The 20742-nt window shown below is 68.6% G+C and carries 18 protein-coding genes and 2 pseudogenes; 11 read left to right on the top strand and 9 right to left on the bottom strand.

The window, feature by feature from the left end; genetic code table 11:
- Positions 1–750 carry an AAA family ATPase gene (locus ACFWBY_RS10220; protein ID WP_385332096.1) on the bottom strand — a complete coding sequence of 250 codons (750 nt, stop codon included), beginning with the start codon at positions 748–750 and terminating at the stop codon, positions 1–3.
- Positions 751–1022: 272 nt separating this feature from the next.
- Positions 1023–1429: pseudogene (locus ACFWBY_RS10215) on the bottom strand (helicase); the annotation flags it as partial.
- A 1367-nt stretch (positions 1430–2796) separates the two neighbouring features.
- Here ACFWBY_RS10215 and ACFWBY_RS10210 point away from each other — a divergent pair.
- The 4 genes and pseudogenes from ACFWBY_RS10210 to ACFWBY_RS10195 form a co-directional block, all read left to right on the top strand.
- Positions 2797–3822, top strand: coding sequence for an ATP-dependent DNA ligase (locus ACFWBY_RS10210; RefSeq protein WP_385332099.1), 1026 nt, complete (start codon positions 2797–2799; stop codon positions 3820–3822).
- 374 nt (positions 3823–4196) lie between these two features.
- Positions 4197–5153 carry an SDR family oxidoreductase gene (locus tag ACFWBY_RS10205; protein WP_385332102.1) on the top strand — a complete coding sequence of 319 codons (957 nt, stop codon included), beginning with the start codon at positions 4197–4199 and terminating at the stop codon, positions 5151–5153.
- Positions 5150–6163 carry a 3-oxoacyl-ACP synthase III family protein gene (locus ACFWBY_RS10200; protein WP_385332105.1) on the top strand — a complete coding sequence of 338 codons (1014 nt, stop codon included), beginning with the start codon at positions 5150–5152 and terminating at the stop codon, positions 6161–6163. The genes ACFWBY_RS10205 and ACFWBY_RS10200 overlap by 4 nt, the downstream gene beginning before the upstream one ends.
- A 362-nt stretch (positions 6164–6525) precedes the next feature.
- Positions 6526–6624: pseudogene (locus ACFWBY_RS10195) on the top strand (IS5/IS1182 family transposase); the annotation flags it as partial.
- A gap of 101 nt (positions 6625–6725) precedes the next feature.
- Here the strand turns inward: ACFWBY_RS10195 and ACFWBY_RS10190 are convergent.
- Both ACFWBY_RS10190 and ACFWBY_RS10185 read right to left on the bottom strand, forming a co-directional pair.
- Positions 6726–7952 (bottom strand): beta-ketoacyl-[acyl-carrier-protein] synthase family protein, encoded by a 1227-nt coding sequence (locus ACFWBY_RS10190; protein WP_385332108.1) that lies wholly within the window; start codon positions 7950–7952, stop codon positions 6726–6728.
- A gap of 13 nt (positions 7953–7965) precedes the next feature.
- A complete protein-coding gene (locus ACFWBY_RS10185; protein WP_385332111.1) occupies positions 7966–8247 on the bottom strand; it encodes a phosphopantetheine-binding protein in 282 nt (93 codons plus the stop codon).
- A gap of 297 nt (positions 8248–8544) precedes the next feature.
- Here ACFWBY_RS10185 and ACFWBY_RS10180 point away from each other — a divergent pair, with 297 nt between their 5' ends.
- Positions 8545–9480, top strand: a complete 936-nt coding sequence (locus ACFWBY_RS10180) for an acyl-ACP desaturase (RefSeq protein WP_385332113.1) — start codon at positions 8545–8547, stop codon at positions 9478–9480.
- 163 nt (positions 9481–9643) lie between these two features.
- Here the strand turns inward: ACFWBY_RS10180 and ACFWBY_RS10175 are convergent, their stop codons facing one another.
- Both ACFWBY_RS10175 and ACFWBY_RS10170 read right to left on the bottom strand, forming a co-directional pair.
- Entirely contained in the window at positions 9644–10117 is a 474-nt protein-coding gene (locus tag ACFWBY_RS10175) for a DUF6233 domain-containing protein (RefSeq protein WP_385409642.1), read from the bottom strand.
- A gap of 83 nt (positions 10118–10200) precedes the next feature.
- Positions 10201–10596: a hypothetical protein gene (locus ACFWBY_RS10170; protein ID WP_385332119.1), complete on the bottom strand. Its 396-nt coding sequence runs from the start codon at positions 10594–10596 to the stop codon at positions 10201–10203.
- A 790-nt stretch (positions 10597–11386) separates the two neighbouring features.
- Here ACFWBY_RS10170 and ACFWBY_RS10165 point away from each other — a divergent pair.
- Together ACFWBY_RS10165 and ACFWBY_RS10160 are read left to right on the top strand one after the other, a co-directional pair.
- Positions 11387–12352: a terpene cyclase gene (locus ACFWBY_RS10165; RefSeq protein ID WP_385332122.1), complete on the top strand. Its 966-nt coding sequence runs from the start codon at positions 11387–11389 to the stop codon at positions 12350–12352.
- Positions 12353–12529: 177 nt separating this feature from the next.
- Positions 12530–13882 carry a cytochrome P450 gene (locus tag ACFWBY_RS10160; protein WP_385332125.1) on the top strand — a complete coding sequence of 451 codons (1353 nt, stop codon included), beginning with the start codon at positions 12530–12532 and terminating at the stop codon, positions 13880–13882.
- A gap of 1152 nt (positions 13883–15034) precedes the next feature.
- On the opposite strand, the gene ACFWBY_RS10155 is transcribed toward ACFWBY_RS10160, so the two are convergent.
- From ACFWBY_RS10155 to ACFWBY_RS10145, 3 genes are all read right to left on the bottom strand, one after another.
- The gene (locus ACFWBY_RS10155) at positions 15035–15382 is read right to left on the bottom strand and encodes a hypothetical protein (protein WP_385332128.1); all 348 of its coding nucleotides are present in this window, start codon (positions 15380–15382) and stop codon (positions 15035–15037) included.
- Between the two features lie 295 nt (positions 15383–15677).
- Positions 15678–16019, bottom strand: a complete 342-nt coding sequence (locus tag ACFWBY_RS10150) for a hypothetical protein (RefSeq protein WP_385332130.1) — start codon at positions 16017–16019, stop codon at positions 15678–15680.
- A gap of 202 nt (positions 16020–16221) precedes the next feature.
- A complete protein-coding gene (locus tag ACFWBY_RS10145) occupies positions 16222–16752 on the bottom strand; it encodes a helicase associated domain-containing protein (protein ID WP_385332133.1) in 531 nt (176 codons plus the stop codon).
- Between the two features lie 190 nt (positions 16753–16942).
- On the opposite strand from ACFWBY_RS10145, the gene ACFWBY_RS10140 reads away from it, so the two are divergent.
- From ACFWBY_RS10140 to ACFWBY_RS10125, 4 genes are all read left to right on the top strand, one after another.
- The gene (locus ACFWBY_RS10140) at positions 16943–17368 is read left to right on the top strand and encodes a hypothetical protein (protein ID WP_385332136.1); all 426 of its coding nucleotides are present in this window, start codon (positions 16943–16945) and stop codon (positions 17366–17368) included.
- A 311-nt stretch (positions 17369–17679) separates the two neighbouring features.
- On the top strand, positions 17680–18087 hold the full coding sequence (locus ACFWBY_RS10135; RefSeq protein ID WP_385332138.1) for a M36 family metallopeptidase: 408 nt from the start codon (positions 17680–17682) through the stop codon (positions 18085–18087).
- 470 nt (positions 18088–18557) lie between these two features.
- Entirely contained in the window at positions 18558–18686 is a 129-nt protein-coding gene (locus ACFWBY_RS10130; protein WP_385332141.1) for a hypothetical protein, read from the top strand.
- Between the two features lie 388 nt (positions 18687–19074).
- The gene (locus tag ACFWBY_RS10125; RefSeq protein WP_385332143.1) at positions 19075–19476 is read left to right on the top strand and encodes a hypothetical protein; all 402 of its coding nucleotides are present in this window, start codon (positions 19075–19077) and stop codon (positions 19474–19476) included.
- The last annotated feature ends 1266 nt before the right edge of the window (positions 19477–20742 follow it).

The raw sequence follows: 20742 nt of genomic DNA, 5'->3' as shown, positions 1-20742 counted from the left end.
TCACCCCTCCAGAGGAAGGAAGTTGGAAAGGAACTCCTTGATCACGGACGGCAGGCCGGCCGTTCCGGTGCGCACCAGGTCGGCGTGCCCCTTCAGGGCGTCGATGCCGGCCAGTTCGATCCATTCCTCGACGGTCCGGGTGTCGAAGAGCGGCAGAACCAGCGTCCGGGTGACGCCCGCGTGCGGATGGCGGAGGGTGGGGACCACCTGACCCGCGAGGAAAACGGCTATCCGGCGGCCGGCCAGGAGGTCGGGCAGGAAGCTTCCGCTGATCCAGTCGCGCATCGGCGGCTCGCAACGCTCGAAACCGTCCATCAGGAGCACCGGGCGGACCTCGGGTGCCAACTCGTTCAGGGTCGCGACCAGTTCATCGCTGAGCGCGGACTTCTGGGCGTCGCGGTTCGCATTGACGCTGAGCGCGATATCCACGTGGGACCTGTTCACCGACGCGTTGGTGAAGCTCACGGTCGGCAGGTCGCCGTAGCGCTGCTTGAGCGCCCTGAAGGCGTCCATGCGGATTCCCTGTCCGGACGCCTGGCGGGCTATCTCGTTCAGGACGTCGAACTCGGCGTACGAGGAGCCCAGATCGACGTAGAACACGTTGTTCTCACCGTGTCGGCGGTGCATCTCGCGCAGCAGCGCGGTCTTGCCGATCCCTTCCTGCCCCTCGAAGAACAGCGCCCGGTGCGCGGCAGCGCCGCTGATCATGTGGGCGGCGTCGGCCAATTGCTCGGCGCGGTCTACGTGCACGCTGTGAACTCCCCCCCCTCAGCCTTGTGTGCAGCCGACCGCCCGTCAGTTCCGGCCGGGACCGGCGGGCGGGGTGGGGTCGTTCGGGGGCTCGGTATCCGGACGGACGATGACGGTGCTCTTCTTCACCTTCGAATCGACGAACCGGACCCTGGACGACTTGACCAGGTCGATCAGGGACTTGAAGACCGTGGTCCTCGTGGCGTGGAGGGTCTCGTCCTCGGCGGCGGGGTCCTGGGAGGTCTCCAGCCCGACGCCCCCCAGGGGCGAGGGGTGGCTGCGGGCGCGAGAGTCGGTGCCTGGTCGGGCTGGATGCCCAGCAGAGTCAGCCGCTCCTGCTGCTCGGGCAGAAGCCGTGCCCAGGTGGCCGGCTGCTTCTGCTGTTGGAGCCCGCCGTCCATCAGGACGCCGGGGGCGATGTCGGGCAGTTGGCCGTCGGCGTCGACCAGGTCCGCGAGGACGCGGTAGTGGCGCTGCCAGTCCAGCGGCCACGGGCAGTCCCAGTCGGGGTCGATCGCGGTCAGTTGCGCCGCGCGCTCGGCGGCCCGCTTGGGGTCTTTGCCCAGGCCGTTCTTGGTGCCCTTGCGTCGGAGGTTGGCCATGTTCTGGGCGCCATCTCGTCGTCCTCGCCCCACGCGGCGTCCTGCCGGGGTGCGAGGTGCCCGGTGGCCCGGTGGTAACACGTGTTCGAGTTTCCTTTGAGCTTCTCGTGCCCGCCACCGTGGCTACTCTCCGTCACGCTCGTTGGTGAGGCGTGATGGATATGCGCCGCAAGGCGCGGTGTTCCTCGGATTCAGGAGAGTTGATGACGGTTTCACGACGAACCGCTGTGATCGCTGGAACGGCGCTGACGCTCGCGCTGGCCTGTGTTTCTCCGTTGGCCCACGCCGAGGCTGCGGTGGCGACCGTGGTCTTCGACAAGCGCGGTGATCACACGTGGATCGCGCCTGTGTCGCAGTGGGTGACCTTCGATGTGTGGGGCGGTGGAGGCGGAGGCGCCGGCAGCGGTGCGGGGGCTGGCGGCGGTGGAGGCGGTGGTCGCCAGTACGGCATGGGCGGGGTCGGCGGCAGCGGGGGCAAGGGGGGGGGGGGCGGCGGCGGTGCCGGCGGCGGATACGTGAAGTGCAAGGTGTATGTGTCCGAGGGCCTGCCCGTCACGATTCGGGTGGGCGGCGGCGGCCGCAGCGGGGCGGCGGGAACCACTCCTGGCAAGGGCGGCGACGGTGGCGACGGCGGCTTCTACTTCCCGGGCAACGGGACTGCCGGGACGGGTCCGGGAACCCCGTACGCGCGCAACGGGGGCGGCGGGCAGAACACACTGGTCTGGGACACCGACAGTCTGGGAAATCCGAGCATCCTCGCCAGGGCCTCTGGCGCCGACGGGGGCAAGGCCGCCCTCGGCCTGGCAACCGCGGGCTGTACGGCAAGGAGGCGGTCACCCCCAAGGGAGCTGACGGCAGCACTCCCGCCGGCGGCAAGGGCGGGACCGGCGGGAACATGCAGAGCGGCGGGCTCCACTGTGAAGACGTCTGGCCCCTCGTCAAGTCCCGGGGCAGCACGGGAGCAACCGCCGAGGGCGATCGCGGCGGTACCGGAGGTGCGGCCGGGAAGGACACGGACTCGACCGACACCCCCCTCTACGGACAAGGTGGCGCCGGAGGGCACGGTGGTGCCGGAGGGAAAGGCGGCGCTGGAGGGAACGGCATGACCAGCCCGCCTACGTCCAAAGACGGAGAAGACGGCGCCCCCGGTGCCCCGGGTGTGAATGGCGCGCCCGGACACGATGGTGCCGTGAGGATCACCTGGACCCCCGACAACCCCTGACCAAACCGCGGCAGACCTCTCGCTCGGGATGATCACGCGTCGGCGCCCGCCGCGCCTGCTTGCGGCGGGCGTGGGCGTTGGCGCGCGGTGACGCATGCCGCCATCGTGCCGTACAAGTCCTGCGGCGCCTCTGACGGCCCCGCTGCGTCCTGCAGGGCCGTCGCGGGCTGGCATGGCGGACCCTGGAAGCGGGGCGGGCACGCCGTGAGGGAGGCTCCTGTGATGCTCAGACCGCCGGTGGATCCGATGCTGGCGCAGGCCGCGGAGTCGGTGCCGGGCCCGGCCGCTTTGTGGGCGGGGGTGGCGTACGAGCAGAAGCTGGACGGTCACCGGGCGCTGCTGTTCACCGCGGCCGGGCCGGGCGGCACGGTGCTGGTGCAGACCCGCCGCGGGGCGCTGGTCCAGGACCGGTGGCCGGACCTGGTGGCGGCCGCCGAGGCACAGTTGCCGCACGGCCTGGTCCTCGATGGCGAACTGGTCGTCTGGGACACCGAGGCAGGCCGGTTGTCGTTCGAGGCGTTGCAGCGCCGGGCCGCCACCCGCGCCCGCGGCGCCCTGGCTCTGGCCGCCCGGTGGCCGGCCTACCTGGTCGTTTTCGACGTCTTGCAGTTGGACGGCCAGGAGCTTTTGACGCGCCCGTACGCCGAGCGCCGCGCCCTGCTGGAGAACCTGTTCTCCGAGCACGCCCTGACCGCGCCGTGGACGCTCTGCCCGCAGACGACGGACCTGTCCAAGGCGAGGGAATGGCTGGAGTCCTGGACAGACGTGTCGGGCGTGGAGGTGATCCTGATTAAGTCTCTGACCAGCCGGTATCTGCCCGGATACCGCGGCTGGACCAAGATCAGAAGGCGGGACACCACGGAGACGATCGTCGGTGCGATCACCGGCACCCTGACCCGCCCGCAGCTCCTCGTCCTCGGCCGCCACGACACCGACGGCCGGCTACGCGCTGTGGGCCGCACCGTACCGCTGCGCCCGGACGCCGCCCGGCAGGTCGCCGAACATCTCACCGCGGCCGCGCCCGGACACCCGTGGACAGGGGCGAAGTTCTCGGCGACGTGGGGGAGCCGCGACGTCCTCGACATCACCCTCGTCCACCCCGCCTTGGTCGCCGAGGTCAGCGCGGATCGCGCTATCGACCGCGGCGGCGTCTTCCGGCACCCGCTCCGGTTCCAGCGGCTGCGCCTGGACGTGACCGCGGAGGACGTTGCGCGGTTCGGGGCGGGACCGTCCTCCGCGGACGGTTGACCGCCCGAACATCCTTCGCCCACCACAGGATTCCGACGACTTTTCGGGGTTGGTGCTGTCCTTCCGCGGGGGTCATCGGCTCCGGCCCGGTTGATGCGGGCGGCAGTGGTGATGGCGTCGGTGATCCAGGCTCGGGCGGGGAGGGTGGTGCCGAGGTGGCCGGCGAGGGCAGCGGTGATTTCCTCGCCATCCACGACATGTCCGGCACCCACCTGGGCTGGATGCTCGCTTCCGGCCGCTACCAGTAGTCGGCCGCCGGAGCCTCCGGCAATCCTCCGACGGTGCCAGGTCCGACCGTGATCGCAGCCTTGAGAGTCCTCGTGCCCGTCGTATCCACGCCGCTGTCTGGTTCGTTGATTACGGGAGGCGGGGGCGTGCAGGTCGCACGGCCGACAGGGATTTCGAAGGCAGGCGTGATGGCTTTGACGGGCACTTCGGCCGACTGCTGCGCGGGACGCAGTGTGATGGTCACGGGGGCGACCGGCGGGATCGGTGCGGCGACGGCGTTGCGGTTGGCGGGCTTGGGCTGGGATGTGATCGGCACGGCTCGCAGTCAGGAGAAGGCGGACGCCCTGGTCGCGGCCGCGGCAGGGCTGGGGCTGGGGTTGCGGACGGTGGTGCTGGATGTGGCAGACCCTCTCTCCTGCCAGGAAGCGATGGCCCGGGTGGAGGAGATGACGGGCGGTGGTGTGTGGGCGGTGGTGAATAACGCCGGTGTGCCACAGGCCGGCTCGGTGGAGGACGTCAGCGACGGGCAGGCGCGTCACCTGCTGGAAGTGAATCTCCTGGGTGCTATGCGGATCTGCCGGCTCGCGCTGCCGGGGATGCGCCGGAGGGGCAGCGGCCGGATCGTGAACGTGTCCTCAGGGCTCGGGCGGGTGCCGTGGCCCATGGGCGGCTGGTACAGCGCGAGCAAGCACGCCCTGAGCGCGATCACGCACTGCCTGCGGGTGGAGACGGCACACGCCGGGGTGCGGGTGTCGTTGGTGGAGCCCGGCGCCTTCGCGACGGCCATGCTGGACCGGGCGGTCGCCGACCTCGACAACACCGACCCCGCCGGCGGCAGGCCGGGGTACGGCCGATCGCGCACCCTGTTCACCGCCGTCAACCAACGCGTTTCCGGACCCGAGCCGGTCGCCAAGGTCATCGCCAACGCGCTGGGCGCGCGGCGCCCCAGGGCCCGCTACACCGTCGGTCTCGACGCCCGCTTCCTCATCCCCCTCCACACGATGACACCGCTGTGGCTCTCCGACCGGATCAAGCACGCCGTCACCGGCCTGCCCCGCACCGCACCAGGCACGCCTCCCGCACCTGCAGAGGTGGCGGCATGAACGCCCACAGCCAGATCACGCAGGTCGCAATCCACCTGCCCCACGGGCGGCAGACCTCGACGGCCATCGAGGACCGCCTGCGCGAACACAGCCCCGCCCTGCGCATTCCCCCCGGGCTACTGCGGCGGACGTACGGGCTCCAGGAGCGCATCGTCGCCGACGACGGCGTCCTGCCGTCCGACCTCGCCTCCCATGCCGCCTGCAAAGCGCTGACTCAGGCGGGGCTGGAGCCCGGCGATGTCGACCTGCTGCTGTTCGCCTCCGTCAGCGCCGACGTCCAAGAACCCGCCAACGCCCACATCGTGGCCGCCAAGACGGGCCTGTCCTGCCCGGTCTTCGACGTCTCCAACGCCTGCAACAGCGTCCTGAACGCCCTCGAAGTCGCCGATTCCCTCATCCGCTGCGGCCGCTACCGGCGCGTCCTGATCGCCTGTGGCGAGACTCTGAGCCGGCTCAGCCGCTGGACGATGACCAGCCGCGACGAGATGCGCACCGCGCTCGCCTCCATGACCGGCGGCGACATGGGCGCAGCCCTGATCGTCGAAGCCAGTCCCGTACCCGGGATCATCGCCAGCATGTTCATGGCCAACTCCGCCGGCTGGCCCGCCGCCACCCTGTTCAACCCCTACCAGGCCCCCGGCCTGCCCCACGCACTGGACATCGACTCCGAGCAGCTCCTGGCTTCCTTCCTCGGTCTGGACACCCGTGCGCTGCAGTGGCTCAAGGAGCACGACACCGATCCCGGCGAGCTTGGCCTGGTCTGCCTCCACCAGCCGTCCGCCCCCTTCGTGCGCGCCATCTCCCAACGCCTCGGCGTCCGACCCGACACGGTCGTGCCCACCTTCTCCCGCACAGGCAACGTGGCCGCCGCCACCCTGCCTCTGCAACTCGCCCTCGCCGGCGAACAAGGCCGCCTGCACCCCGGAATGAAGATCGCACTGTTCGGTCTGGCCAGCGGTGCCAGCGGCGGCGTGATGCTGATCGACTGGACAGCCTCAGAACAGAGGTGAGCCCGGCACATAGCTGGCTCGCCAGGCGGGAATCATGACAGCTGCTCCGCACCCCGACGGTCAGCCACCGGGCCGACCGTGGGGCTCCGGGAGATGCAGTGCTGTTCCAGGACTGGCACGGGGACGGCCCGCTTACCAGCGCCACGGGCACACCCGTCGCCCCACCGTCTGGCCACAGCACGCCGGCGGCGGCTGTCGAGTTCGCCACGTGTCGTGCACAGAGCAGTTGTCAGTGCGCGCGGGGCTGTGTCAGTCGCCGAGAGGCACCTGCCTCGCGGTGACCGGCCTGAGTATGGTCCGCGACGGCCTCCGCTGGCCTCGGGGGAGGAGTACATGTGTGAGCAGCCGACTGTATGGCGGTGATCGCGGACGGCGGCTCCAGGGGCACGCGCCTTGTCATTCCGCACCGCCGCGAACGCGGCCAGGGCCAACTCCCGGCATGGAACAGTGAAGAGGGCCGTCTCCGGTACCCCCTTCATCGGAGGGCCGGCGAGGGGTACTGCGCGTCCTTGGCATGAATTCTCCCGACGCGAACAGCGCCTCCCGGCAAAGGGATGGCACATCAGGGCGCGGCAAAGAGCAGGACCGAGTTGTGGCCGTCGAACCCGAAGGACGTGGAGATCGCTACGTCCATAGAGCATGCGCGTGGCCGACCAGTGACGATGTCGATTTCGCGGCCCGGATCCTGGGCGCGGAGATTTGCCGTCGGAGGAACCTGCTGCTTCTCCAGGGCGAGGACGGTGAGGGCTGCTTCGATGGCCGCCGCCGCGCCGAGCGCGTGGCCGATCACACTCTTGGTCGCGGTGACGGGAGGTGTGGCACCGCCGTACAACCGGTGCAGGAGGTGTGCCTCGACCGCGTCGCCCAAGCGTGTCGAGGTGCCGTGGGCGTTGATGTGCCCGATGTCCCGCAGGGTGCATCCGGCATCGGCCAGTGCGGCACGGACGGCCCGCTCCGCGCCGGCGCCTTCGGGGTGCGGAGCGGTGGCGCTGTATGCGTCGGAGGTGGAGGCGAAGCCGCGGAGCATGGCGCGAGGGGTGACGCCGCGGCGCCGTGCGTGGTCGGCGCGCTCCAGAACCAGCAGTGCGGCGCCTTCGCCGAGGACGAATCCGTCACGGTCGGCATCGAAAGGGCGGCTGGCAGATGCGGGGTGGGCGGAACGGCGGGACAGCGCGCGCATCTGCGCGAAGCAGGTCGCGGTCATGCGGGATCGGGCCGATTCACTGCCGCCGGCCAGGACGATGTCACACGAGCCGGCTCGTAAGAGGTCGCGTGCGATGCCCAGGGCGGTCGAGCCGGAAGCGCAGGCGCTCGACACTGTGAAGGCGGGACCGGTCGTGTCGAGATCCCGTGTGATTTCTCCGACGGGGTTGCTCGGGATACTGCGGTGCACCGCAGTCGGGGAGACGGCCTGTGGGCGGCCCTCCGTCAGGCGACTGAACTCTGCCGGGTATGTCTCCAGGCTGTTGCTGCCGACCCCGAGTACGATGCCGACGCGCTCGGATGCCCAGGCACCCGGATCCAACTCGGCGTCCGCCACCGCTCGGTGGGCGGCAGCCAGTGCCAGGTGCGTGAACCGGTCGGTGCGCCTTGCTCGCTGTGGGCCGATCTCCGCGATTACGTCGAGGCCAGGGACGCGGCATGAGAAGTCCACCGGCAGTCCGGCAAGGGCCGGATCCGCCGCGGCGACAGAGCGGCCGGCGCACAGGGTGGACCAGGACGTCTCGGCGTCCAGGCCAGCGGGAGTGATCAGGCCGAGTCCGGTCACGGCGATGCCGTCGGTGAGCACACGTTCTCGCACTCTATGAGATGACGGCAGGGCCACGGCTCGCCGCAAGCCCAGCCTTCAGCGTTTCGGCGGCGTGTTCCAGGGTGTCGCAGGGGCGGATGTTGAGATCGTCTTCCAGACGCACCCCCGCTCGGTTTTCGAGGACGACCACCACTTCGAGTAGCGCGAGGGAGTCCAGCCCCAACTGTTCCAAGGTCGCGTCGTTGCGCAGCCGATCTGCGGGGACAGCGAACTCCTCACGCAGCAGTTCCATCAGCGAGTCACGATCGAACTCGGCGTGGTATTCCTCGGACATACGTACCTCCGCCTTGCTGAAACAGGTGAAATGAAAAGACGTGCTAGATCCTGCGCATGTGCGACGTTGCATTCGTCTATTCGAACGCGGGTAGGCTCCCGACCAGACGAATCGCCCTGGCCCATAGGAATACACGACCCGTCTCGGCGATTTTGTGATGATCGGATTCATCTATTGCGTGGCGTTGCTCCGTGGGGCAACGGTCTATCGTAGATAGCCGGTCCGCGGCGAATCCGCGTCCATCCGAAGAGACGCCGCATCACCCATTGGGACGTATTTAGTGCGCACGGAGAAAAAGTGACCTCGGATTCCCTCCATGATGATTACAGCCTTCTCAACGACCTCGAGCCCATCGCCGCCCGCGCCCTGGACGACCACCTGCGGCATGCGGAGGAGTGGTACCCGCACGCCTACGTGCCATGGAGCGAGGGGGCGAACTTTGACGGTGTTCTGGCTGGAGAGGAGTGGCAGGCCGAACAGTCCAGGCTCAACACGGCCGCTCGCGATGGGCTCATCCACAACCTGCTGAGCGAGGACAACCTGCCCAGCTATCACCGGGTGGTCACGGAGCTGTTCGGCAGAGACGGTGCATGGGGCACATGGGTCAACCGGTGGACGGCCGAGGAGGGGCGCCATGGACTGGCCATCCGCGACTATCTGCTGGTCACCCGCAGCGCTGATCCCGTAGCGCTGGAAGATACGCGCCGTCAGCACGCCGAACGCGGCTACGACATCGACTACCGCGGAGACGTCCTCGCATCGCTCATCTACGTGACGCTGCAAGAACTCGCCACCCGCGTCTCGTACCGCAACATCCGACGTGTATGCGGCGACTATGCCTGCGAGGCGCTCCTGCAGCGGATCGCCCAGGACGAGAACCGCCACATGCTCTTCTACCGCTCCGTGTTGACAGACGCGGTGAAGCTCCGGCCGGACCAGGCCTTGCGGGCCTGTGCCGATGTGGTGGAGTCCTTCCGTTCACCCGGTCACGGTGCCCCCGGATTCACCGCCCTGGCCCTCTCGATGGTGCGCTCCGGCATCTACACGCCCGCATGCCACCACGAGGAAGTGCTTATGCCAGTGATGCGCTTCCTCGGTGTGTTCGACCTCTGCGGGCTCCGCGCGGATGGGGAGCAGGCGCGCGAGAGGTTGTCCGCCGCTCTCGACCGGTCCGAGACACGTGCACGGCGCTTCTCCTCCCTCGACCCTTCCCCAGCATCCGCACTCATCTGACCGTCGCCCCAATGCCGTAATTTGTCCGGGTCCAGGCCGGCCCGCCGCAGGAACTCCAGAAGGTCGGCGGGGCCGAGGGCGCGGCCGAGGATCTGGCCGTCGCAGCGCACTCGGCGCCCGCCCTCGGCGTCCGGTGGATAGACGACCACGCGAAGAGCAGGGCTCATCCCTCCACCCTGCCGGTACCCGCGCACTCCAGCACTCCGAGGGCGACGTCAGGGCGGCATTGGGGGCAGCCGGGTACGCCCTCGGCCAGGGCCCGGTGCGCCTCCTCGGTGCTCAGGGGCGAGCAGCGGTTCGTTGTGTCCCAGCAGTCCCCGGCGTGGACGCGGACCGGCAGCCGGCTCGCGCCGATGCCGTGTTCGATCAGCCACGCGGGCGGCTTGCGCGGCGGGCGGCGCGGGCTTCGCGCTGCTCGGGCGGCGCTCAGCGCCTGCTCGGCTGAGCGCCGCCCGCAGGTATGTGACCGCGGTTCGCAGGCGCGGCAGTTCAGCAAAAGGGCGGCGAGGGAAGCGCCGCCCTTTGTGTGTCTATCGTGCGTCTGGTGGAGGGCCCTGGGGGCTGGTCCGCTCTTTGAGTGCCTTCGGGCAGGGGCGGGTAAAGGTTCTCTGCCCTGCGGGCAGGCGCCGGGGCCCATCCCTACGGGGTGAAGGAGCATGACCGGTGGGCCGTTTAGGGGGTTGGGGCAGGTCTTCTGGAGTCTGACCGGTTCTGTCGGGGCTACTGCCCGGTGTTCCTCGCATCCTGTTCCTTCTCGACGATCGAGAGGTAAAAGGCGCCCGCATCGATCGCGAGGTGTGCGTCCGACAGCGAAATAACATTCTTGATTACTGCTTGGGTGTGGGCTCGGGGTGTTGCGACGTAGCTTGCTACGGGGTTGCCGGCGTTGTTGAGGACTGTCAGGTCTCCGGGCACGGCGGTGCCGCCGTTGACGATGATGACGGGCTTGCCGTCCCGGTATTCGATGGACAGGGTGCCGATGTCCTCGGGCTTGACTTCGGATGCGGGGATGAGTTGTGGCGTTGTGGGTGCCGTAGTCGGTTCGGCCGGGGTCCGGTTCAGCCACGCGGGTGCTTGAACCGGGGCGGGACCCTTTGAATTCGCGGCGTCGGTCATGTTTCTGGCTCCTTATTGGTAGGCGCGGTGCCTGCCTGGTCAGAGCGTCGCATTACGCACCGTGACCACGCAATGACAGATTTCGGTCGGGTGGCTGGGAAGTGCCCCGGGGGAGCGCGGCTGGGGCAGGCCGTGCCGCTGTGGGTTGCGGGGGTGAGGCCCGGTTCCCGGACGTGTTCTTGGGGGGTGCCCCTATGTCTTCGGTCAAGGTGGATGGTGCCGGTTCGGGCGTCTGGAACGATGTGCTTGTGCATGCTGATGATCAGGGTGTCTCTGCGGAGCTCGCGGTGTTTCTCCGGAACGCTGCCGACGGCCGTCCGGTGAAGATCGGTCCTTCCGTCTGCGGCGGGTGTGGCGGGCGCGTGTCGTGAGTGATCTTGCGTGGTAGTAAGGGCCGGGGTGGCGTGGGCGCGCTAGCGCAAGGGCTCGGGCCGGCCGCTGGCAGCTTCGTGCCCGCGTTGCTCTGCCCCCTCAGGGGCTGGCCCGTGACGCCTGGCATCCAGCCGGAGTGTTCCCGCTGAACTCGATCTTGGATCGGTGCAGGGTGTGGCGCGAGTTGAGGTGCTCGGAGGGCAGGCGGCGCCTGGGGAACGGCGCGGCGGTCGGCCCGCTGTCTTGGGGGCTACGGGATGTCGGTCGGCCGTCGTGCCGTCGTGTTTCAGCCCGGTGTCGGTGTCCGCAGGTCACCGCCGGGCTGGCCGCGCTGATACTCCATTCGAACAGCTGGTTGAGTCGTATGGGGGTCCCAATGCCGCAGGACATCGAGTTCGATCTTCCCTTCCCGTTAGCCGTGAGTCAGGATCTGGAGGGCGCCCGCCTGCGCAATCTCGCCTGGGTGCAGGCCGGCGGTTTGGTCACCAGCGGTGATTCGTTGGACTGGTACCGGTTGTGGGACATGCCGCGTCTGGCCGCGTACGGCTACCCCTACGCCCGAGGGGAGGAGTTGGACTTGTGCGCGGATGTGATGGCGTTCTTCTTCGTCTTCGACGACCAGCTCGACGGACCGCTCGGCCGGGCCCCTGATCGTGTCGCCGCCCTGTGCCAGGGCCTGATCGACCTCGTCCACGGCGCCCAGCTGCCGGCGGGCAGTTCCCCGTGTGCGGCGGCGTTCGCCGAAGTGTGGTCCCGCAGCACTGTGGGTGCGCCCGCGGGGTGGGTGGCGCGGGTGGCTCATGAGTGGGAGTACTACTTCGCTGCCCAGGCGCATGAGGCCATCGGTCGGCTGCGGGGGAGACCGGCCGGCATGGAGCAGTACCTGCAGGTCCGCCGCGGCATCGCGGGGACCGCGCTGACGGTGTCGATGGGCGAGCGGGCAGCGGGTATCGAGATACCGGCCTCGGTCTTCCACAGTCCGCAGCTGCGGATCATGCGTGAGATAGCGGTGGATGTCCCGCTGATGTGCAACGACGTGTACTCGCTGGAGAAGGAGGAAGCACGCGGCGACGTCGACAACCTCGTCCTGGTCCTCGAAGACGAACGAAAATGTTCACGACCGGAGGCAGTGGCCGCCGCAGCTGAGGAAGTCCGCCGGCGCTGTACCCGGTTCCAGCAGCTGGCCGCCGAGGTGCCGGCCGTGTGCGACCAGCTCGGCCTCACCCCCCGCGAGCGAGCTGCGGCCGACACGTACATCGAGGTGATGTGCGCGTGGATGAGCGGCTACAGCGCCTGGCAGACCGAAACCCTGCGCTACACCAGCGCCCCCAAAGTGCTGCCCAGTTCGGGGCCCGGCTACTTCGAGAACATCCTCGGAGCCTGAATGCCCCGGATGCTTCCCTACCGTGGTCCGTCTATCAGACCGAATTGGCCACAGTCCCAGGTCAAGTGTGGCCGGATCGCCTCCAGCGCTCGCCCCGTCCCCTTGGAACACTGAGACCGGCCATGTACGCCGGCAGCAAGAATCCCGGCCGTCCACCCTCTTTCTGCAGGAGCGACGATGGGCATTGCCCGCACGGTCCCCCAAGCGCCCGGAGCCCTGCCTCTACTCGGCCACGGCCTGGCCCTGCGGCGGGACCCGCTGGCCTTCATGATGTCCCTGCCCGCTCACGGCGGCCTGGTGCAGATCAAGGTCGGGCCGGTGAGCGCGCTGGTGGTCTGCGATCCCGACCTGGCCCAGCAGGTCCTGGTCGATGACCGCACCTTCGACAAGGGCGGCATGCTCATCGAACGGGTCCGCGAAGGCTTGGGGAACGGCTTGGGTACCTGCCCGCACGGCGACCACCGCCGCCAGCGGCGCCTGACCCAGCCGGCCTTCCACGCCCAGCGCATGCCCGCCTACGCCGAGACGATGACCAGGGAAGTCTCCCAGGCGATCGGCCGCTGGAAGGAGGGGCAGAGCATCGACGTCCTGGCCGACATGCAGGCGATCACCGCCCGCACCACCATGGCCACGATGTTCGCCGACGCCCCCAGCAGCGACCTCGCCAGTCTCCTGGCCAGCTTCAACACCTTCTCCCACGGCATCTACAAGCGGATGCTCCTGCCCCACCCCCTCGATACCCTCCCCATCCCCGCCAACCGCCGCTACCACCAGGCCCGCGCCCACCTGCAGCAGGCCATCGCCGCGATCATCGAAGACCACCGCACCCGCGACACCCGCGGGGCCGGTGGGACCGATCTGCTGTCCATGCTCCTTGCCGCCTCCGACGATGACGGCCGGCACCTGTCCGACAGCGAGATCGCCGATCAGGTCATGTCCTTCTTCTTCGGCGGCATCGAAACCACCGCCGCCTCCCTGGCCTGGGCTCTGCACGAGATCGCCCGCAACCCCGACATCGAAGGCCGGCTGCACGCCGAGGTCGACACCGTCCTGCCGGCCGGCACCGCGGCCACCTTCGACCTGCTGCCCCAGCTCGAATACACCGGCCGGATCATCACAGAAACCCTGCGCCGCTACCCGCCGGGCTGGCTCCTGACCCGTATCACCACCACCGACACCCACCTCGACGGGCACCAGATCGCCAAGGGCACCACGGTGGTTTGCAGCCCCTACCTCATCCACCACCAGCCGGCCCTGCACCCCGAACCGGAACGCTTCGACCCCGACCGGTGGAAGGGCCAGAACACCAAGGGCCGCAACGGTGCGCTGATCCCTTTCGGTGGCGGCGCCCGCAAATGTATCGCCGACACCTTCAGCATGACCGAAGCCACCCTCGCACTCGCGACCATCACCGCCCGCTGGCGACTGACCCACACCACCGACCAGGACGTCACACCCGTCCTCGGCGCCATCCTCAACCCCCACGGACTGACCATGCGCACCGCAGTCCGCAACACCCCACATGTCTAGCCTCCCCCGCCGCTGAGCGTGAGGCCCGCCGTCCCGTCTGCGCCGACTGCGGGGCGAAGTTCACCGAGGAACGGTGGGAGGCGGCCCAGGCGACTGACTGGGGCACCTCGAAGGACAGCCACCCGCGGCTCTGCGATGACTGCAAGTACCGGGCCGTGACCGCCGCACGGCAGGACCGGGTCGACAAGGAGCGCGCCAAGAGCAGGACCAGGCCGTGCCGGAGCAGAAGGCCGGGCATAGATCAGCAACGTGACCGGCACCGTTCCTGTGCTTCAGCACGCATGGTCCGGTGGGCGAGCAAGCTAGTCGAGCAGTGAGGCCGGCAACTTGAGATCTTGTTAGTGCCTGATCCATATCCCTGATTTCGAGGTGTTCGGGGCCGTAGCCTGTAGTGGTGTTTGAGGGTTCCGGGTGGCCCGGAGCGCGGGTGTGTGGCGGCTGTGGTGACCGGTTGAGGCCGGCCGCGCGGCTGGACGCCGTGTTCTGCTCGACGGCATGCCGCGCCAGGTCATGGCGGCGGGCCCGTCGGTTGCGGCGCCGGGTGATGGTGGAGCTGAACGGTCCGGGTCGGGTGACATTCCCCGAGTTCGGGACGCCCTGGGTCGCTGGCGTGGACCGGCGTTCGGACGCCGTCTACTGCTCGCGCCGGTGCGTCATGAGGGCTTGGCGGTCGCGGAACGCACCGGCCCCGGAACCGACGGGCCCGGCCGAGCACGAAGCCCGCCGTCACCCCGGCGACGGACCCGGGTGCGGGGATCCCCTCGCAGGCTCCCGTCAACGCCTGAGTCCTGGGGTTCACCCGAATGGTTCGCGTTGCCGTAGAGGTGTCCCGGGGTTCAGACCGGCATCCGTCATATGGCATGCGTGGCCACCGCCACCGCCGCGGCCGTCTGCCGGCCGTCGGGGTGCTGAATGACGGCGGGCTGCGAGAGATGGGCGGTGGGTGGCTCACGGCCGTCGGGCCGCCGGGCCCCTCGTCGGTGCGGACCGTACCCCCGCCGTCAGTTCCGTCCCAGCGTGGAGGCGAGCGCACTGCCCGGACCTGGCTGGTGGGGGGCGGGCAGCTGCCGCGCTCGGGCTGAGCCCCGTCGCGTCCGGCAGGCTACTCAGCCCGGTTGTCCCCTTCTGTCTGCTCGCCCCGAACGATCTTCTTCACGACAGATTGCAGCGAGCGCAGCAGCTCCCTCTCCGAGGCCTCCGCTCTGGCCTCGGTGTTTCACTGCCGTACGTCGTCCACCAGCCCTCGATCTGCTCTCCGAGCCGTTGGCGGAGTTCTCCCGGCCGGAGGGCTTCGACCTCGACGGCGGTATGCGGGTCGATTCCCTCGCGCAGGCACTCCTCGCGGTAGCGGACGAAGTTGACGTCGCGGGTGTTGACGTCGTGGGTGGTGAGCCGGCTGGATCGGACGTCGTCGGCGGTGATGGCGATCTGTCGGAAGTCCAGGTCGATGTCGCCGTTGCCGTAGCGCTCCATCCGCTGACCACGGAGCGGGGGACGCATCGGCCGGTGGGGTCCCAGTCGCCGCAGAAGGTCACGGTCACTCCCTTGCCCTGGTGCGCGTACTCCTGCGCGCCCTCGTCCAGTTTACCGACCACCGAACGGACCGAGTCGGCTTTGACCTGCTGGAATGCGTCGCGTAGGTGTCCGTCTCGGAGGTGATCTTCCACGAGTCATGGACGTACTGTTGGCGGAAGGTGGCTTCTTCCGAGTGTGCGACGGTCCCGCCAGGCAAGTGCATGGCGGGACCGTCGCCGACGAATCGGGGCCAGCGCTCACTGGAACCCGGGCGCGACTATCACTTGTAGAGGTTGTCGAGGCCGTCGTCGCTCCATGCAATGCCGCTGCCGTTGCCCGAGAAATTGGCGTTTCGGCCGCTTGTGCTGACGATTCCGACGCCAGGAACTGTCGTGGTCCCGGCGGTCACCAAAGCGTAAGCGCGGGCGAGTTCCCCCAACGCCGTGGACGCCTGGCCCGGAAACTGGTCCGCAACAAGCTGGGCTTCGGCACCGATCGCCCGCAGCAGCGCGTCACGGGCGTCCGCAGCAGCAGGCACCTCAGTCACCTCGATGACCGCCGGGATCTGCTGGATCCCTTCGTCGGTGGCAACGGCGGTGGTCTCTGCTTCGTTGCTGGTCACACTTGCTCCTCAAGCTGGTCTGTCGGCGTTCCGAATGGTGGGCCGGGTGTCGCGGCTAAGCGAATCTGATCAACTACGCAGGGCGAAAGAGCGAAATCAGGTCACGAGATCCGGCCACCCTTGGCGCCCGGCTGATCGAGGAGCTCAGCTTCGAGGACGGCGATGCGCTCGTCTGCAAAGCGAAGGTGGTTGATGACGCCCATCACGCCCACCTCATCCCGACCTTGGACAGCTGCTCCACCCGCTCCGGCGTCAGCGACGCTGCCCGGCGGCGCTGGTTGTCGACCCACGTCCCGAGCTTCAGCGGGACGTCCCGCTGCGCCTGGCCGTCGCCGTCGCCGATGGTGATGGTCTCGACGTGCTTGCGGGGGACCGTGAGGTGTCCCTCGCGCTCGAAGTACTGGGCGGCTGCGGTGAGGTGCATCGCCCACTTGTCCGCCTGGCTGGTGCGCGGCTTCGGTTTCTCGTCCTCGCCTGCGGGTTCGATGCCGAGGACTTGCTCGCACATCCACTGCTGCACGCCGGTGAGCTGGTCCCATCCATGCCGGACCGAGGTGACCCACCGTCTGAGGTCCTCGCCCTGGGGCACGACCTCGCCCGCCAGAGTGGGCAGCGCTTCACCGGCGTCGAGGTGTTGCCGGAAGAGGTGGAAGCAGCGCTGCCATGTCACCGGCCACGCCGGGCACCAGGACGGGCCGATCTCCTCCGACTGTTCGCGCCGCTCCCGCGTCATCGCCCCGGCCGACGACTGGACCGGCAGCTGCGATCTCTCGGTTTGGTGACAGCGGTGTGAGAGACAGCGGGCTCTGGTGTGTTGATGCTGGTCGGGGGCTGTTTGGGGGTGTGTAGTCACTGTCTTGGATGTGAGAGATCGGGGTCTATCCACTGTCGTTGAGTGAGAGACGCCCAGGTCGCGTACTGACGTGAAAGCGAGAGATCGCAGGTTCACGGACGGCGACGCCGACGAGTTGGCCGAGCTGGCGGCCGGAGAGTTCGGGGCATCGGTCAGCCGGCTGACCGCGCCGGGCACGGGGCCGTTGGCGGTACTGGGAGAGGTGCGGGTGATCGAGCGGTTCCGGTCGGGGTCGGGTGGCCTGCGGGTGACGCTGGCGTGGCTGGCCGGCCTGCGGGGCACCGCAGAGGGGACGGCGGGCGGGGTGATCCGGCACGGGGTGCCGTACGCCGGCTCGGCGGAGGGGTGCGCGTGCCGCCGGTACGACTGCGGGGGCTTGGTCCCGGTGTCCTGGTATGCGGAGCACGGGGACGTAGCCGGCCCGGTGATGGAGTGGCACCCCGGCGGCGGAATCCGGTGCGCGGAACTGCGCACCCGATCGCTCACCAGTCACTGACCCTCCGGTTTAGCGGCCGGGCCGCCACCTACCTGGTGGCGGCCCGCGGTGAGTCCGTGCTGGCGCCCCGGCGGCTAGGCCGTTTCGTTCGGATCATCGGGCGGCCAATACCTGGATAGCGGCGGGCTGAGTTCGGCCGGTGAGCATCACGGCCTACCCGGCAGCAAACAGTGACGGTGTCGGCGCCGACAGTGACTTTCGCGCCACTGTGTCGATTCCCGGTCGTTCCGCCGAGAAGCGCTGACCGGTGTCGCCGCCTGCTGCAACGCTCTGACCTGGTAGGCAGGGTGCCGACCAGCAGGGAGACAGTCATGTCCGAGACCACACCCGAAGCCAACGACCACGGCCCCGCCCCGGTTCAAATGTCACCGGGTCAAGCCGCAAAGCTCGGCCTGACTCCCACACCCGAAGGTACAACGCCCACCGCACCGACGCCCATCCCGGCCGACCAGGTCAAGCCCGAAGACATCGGCAGGCTTGCGATCGAGTACCGAGACGGTCAGCCCGTCATCGTCGTGAGCGGCGGGAAGTACGTCCCGGCGGGGCTGAGGGTGGTACACGCGACCACTGAGGGGCGCGCGGCTTCGATTGACGTCAACACCAATGCCGCAACTGTTAACGCGTTTTATGTCGTGAACGCAATTCATGACATTGGCTATTTGTATGGCTTCACTGAGTCCGCTTCCAACTTTGATAATTCCGATTTCGGGGCAAACTGATCCACCGTCGATCCTGCGAGTTCTAGCGGCGACGATGCGCACCCGGCCCCGGCACGGACCCCTCAACTCCCGTGCCGGGGCGCTGCGCTGTCTAGAACGGAACGGCCATCACGCCGAAGTCGGCCCGTGTCTTGGCCTTGCGGCAGGACCGGCAGAGCGGTTGCACGCGGGGACGGGGCGCAGCAGGGCTGCAAGGCCGCGTGCGGGCCGGTGGCGGGGGCTTTTCTGGGGCGCGGCCCACGCTGCAACACGGCGTGCCGCGTGCCGCCCTCCGGGCCCTGCGGGCGAATCGCCGGGCGCCCTTCGGGCGCGTTCACCGGCGATTCGGTCCGCTGCGCGGACCGCCCTGTCCCGTTCCGGGGCAGGGTTTTTGGCCCTGCGCCTTCGGCGCGCACCGGGCCAAAAAGCACGCGGCCCACCGCGCGGCCTCCTGGGACACGCCCCAGAAGCCACAACGGGAAGGCACCGATATGCCCCTGATCACCTGCGCGTCGTGCGACGGGCTGCGCCCGTACCGGGTCCAGCCGGACCGGCTGTTCGTCTGTACCGGGTGCGGGAAGCGTCTGCACGTTTCGGACATCGACCTGGAGAGCGGTTGATCCTTCACTCCGTAGGGGTGGGCCCCGGCGCGAAGCGCCTTCAAGGGGGCCCAGCGCGAAGCGCCTGCCGCGGTGCTGTTCCAGATGTCTGGAACTGGCCCGCTGTTCCACAGGGCCCAGCCCACGCCAAGGTCGGCGAGCTGTACTTGGTGGAGCCGGTTGCGGCGCTGTTTCTGGTTGGGGATCCATACCCCGGTCCGGGGCTCGCTGGCGTCCTCAGGCGGTATCTGCTGGACCGAACTGGCAGAGCAAGGTCAGCTTGTATCCATGGGTGGGGCGGGAGGGAGTTGTTATCAGCCGTGATGCCGAAAAGTGTGGTTGTTTAGTAACTCTGTGTCATGAGAGGCTTTGGCCTGGTTGGTAGTGTGCCGGCCGGTGAGGAGATGTCATGTCCGAGAGCATGCCCAATGCCAAGGGTCCGGCCCCGGTCCGGCTCGCGCCCGAGGCGACCAAGCCCGTGCTCGCCCGCGGCACAGTGGTGACGCCGCTGCCTGAAGAATGCTTTGTTGGGGTGTCCTACCCGGTGGTGTTCTCCTTCACCAACAACGGGAGGTCCGCGGTGGGAGGCGTCACCATCACTAAGAACTTCCCGCCTGAGTTCACGCAGACCATGGATGCCTGTGGCGGTCCTCTGATTCCGGGGGCAACGTGCACTGTTGAAGGGGACCTGGTGCCGGCTCAGGAGGCTGCCTACACGGTCGGACTTACTTTCAGCTACACGGGAGGGGCAGCCGTCACGCTGTCGACTTCTACAAGGGCGGTTCGTGCATCCGGAGGGTCGGCCTTCTGACGACAGCTGTCGTTGGTCAGTGAACTGAGCAGTCGTCATGCTTCTGACCTGGGGTTGTGCAGTTTAGTGAGCGGGTTTGGTGATGGGTCGGCTTACTGAATCTGCGCAGCGTCGGGGGCGTTGGTCGGCTGACCTGCGGTGTTCGTTGGCCTGGGCGGGGGTGCGCAGGTTGGTTGAGCGTTGCGCGGTTCCGACGGTCCGTGACGACCGGTCTGGGCGGGTTGGTGTCGGTACGAAGCGGTATTTCCTGAATCTATCTGAGGCACATTTTGAATCAGGGCGATGTGCCCTAACTGACGGGACCGGGAGCGGAGCGATCCCGCCGGACGGGCTGTGGGCCTGGAAACCTGGTGAGACGGGGGCAGCTCCCGAGCGGAGCGTGGGAGTTTCCTGGGCCTGCTTCGCAGGCCCAGTTCGGATGGAGCGCAGCGGAACCCGAACCCAGTCCGGAGCGAAGCGTAGACCCCCGGCCCGAAGGCCCGCTGCGTCGGCCGCCATTCTGGTGGCTGGGCGAAGCCGCAGGGAGTGTTGATCGCACACCTGTTGGGGGCGATTCTCGGCCGATCACGGCTTTGACCTGGCAGAAGACCGACTGTCGCCAGTCGTCCTGGGGCGGTCTACTGGGGCCGATGCCCGCGCGGTCAGCTCTGAGATCAGCAAACGCCTCAGCTTGGAGCGGGGTCGGAGAGGCCCGCACGACTGGTGCTTTCGTTGTCCGGTGGGCTCACTGCTTGTTGAATGCATCCCAGCTTAGGAGAGGACAGGTATGACGGAGGAACCTTCACAGGCCGAGCTAGTTCGCAGTGCACTCGACAGGTTGCCCCAGGACGCGGTGGTCGCCCTGAAGCAGCTCGCGGTTTCCCTCGGGTTTCCCGATACTGGGACCGTCAGCGATCTTCCTCCTGACGCTGCCGCGGCGTTCATTGCGCTTGCCGACGCCCTGCCTTCGCTCCCTGACGTGCCGCCGTCTGAGCCGCCTGTTGGTCCTTAAGCCCCAAGGGCGACTGGCTGGTCCCTGGAGGCGGAGCCGGAAGGACCGGGGTGGGAGCGGAGCGGACACCCCAACGGGCTGAAGGCCCGGACCCCGTGAAACGGGGTCACTCAGGCCCGCGCAGCGGGCCGTTCGGGACGGAGCGAAGCGCAGGCCCGAACCGTCCGGAGCGAAGCGCAGGACTCCGGCCCGAAGGGCCGGCACCGGCCCGGCGAAGCCGGGCCCCGCTGAGCGCAGCGAAGCGGATTCCTTCCCCAGCGCGCAGCGCTGGGGAT

Origin of the sequence: Streptomyces sp. NPDC060049 (genome assembly GCF_042736715.1) — a bacterium.
Taxonomy (GTDB): domain Bacteria; phylum Actinomycetota; class Actinomycetes; order Streptomycetales; family Streptomycetaceae; genus Streptomyces.
The sequence above is the reverse complement of the archived record's forward strand: the minus strand, read 5'-3'. Positions and strand labels throughout refer to the sequence as shown.

Excerpts from the sequence above, each read along its gene's own strand:
- ACFWBY_RS10200 (WP_385332105.1), top strand. The coding sequence starts at position 5,150 with ATGAACGCCCACAGCCAGATCACGCAGGTCGCAATCCACCTGCCCCAC.
- ACFWBY_RS10175 (WP_385409642.1), bottom strand. The coding sequence starts at position 10,117 with ATGGGCCCCGGCGCCTGCCCGCAGGGCAGAGAACCTTTACCCGCCCCT.
- ACFWBY_RS10155 (WP_385332128.1), bottom strand. The coding sequence starts at position 15,382 with ATGCGTCCCCCGCTCCGTGGTCAGCGGATGGAGCGCTACGGCAACGGC.
- ACFWBY_RS10210 (WP_385332099.1), top strand. The coding sequence starts at position 2,797 with ATGCTCAGACCGCCGGTGGATCCGATGCTGGCGCAGGCCGCGGAGTCG.
- ACFWBY_RS10145 (WP_385332133.1), bottom strand. The coding sequence starts at position 16,752 with ATGACGCGGGAGCGGCGCGAACAGTCGGAGGAGATCGGCCCGTCCTGG.
- ACFWBY_RS10185 (WP_385332111.1), bottom strand. The coding sequence starts at position 8,247 with ATGTCCGAGGAATACCACGCCGAGTTCGATCGTGACTCGCTGATGGAA.
- ACFWBY_RS10135 (WP_385332138.1), top strand. The coding sequence starts at position 17,680 with ATGTCCGAGACCACACCCGAAGCCAACGACCACGGCCCCGCCCCGGTT.
- ACFWBY_RS10125 (WP_385332143.1), top strand. The coding sequence starts at position 19,075 with ATGTCCGAGAGCATGCCCAATGCCAAGGGTCCGGCCCCGGTCCGGCTC.
- ACFWBY_RS10160 (WP_385332125.1), top strand. The coding sequence starts at position 12,530 with ATGGGCATTGCCCGCACGGTCCCCCAAGCGCCCGGAGCCCTGCCTCTA.
- ACFWBY_RS10130 (WP_385332141.1), top strand. The coding sequence starts at position 18,558 with ATGCCCCTGATCACCTGCGCGTCGTGCGACGGGCTGCGCCCGTACCGG.
- ACFWBY_RS10170 (WP_385332119.1), bottom strand. The coding sequence starts at position 10,596 with ATGACCGACGCCGCGAATTCAAAGGGTCCCGCCCCGGTTCAAGCACCC.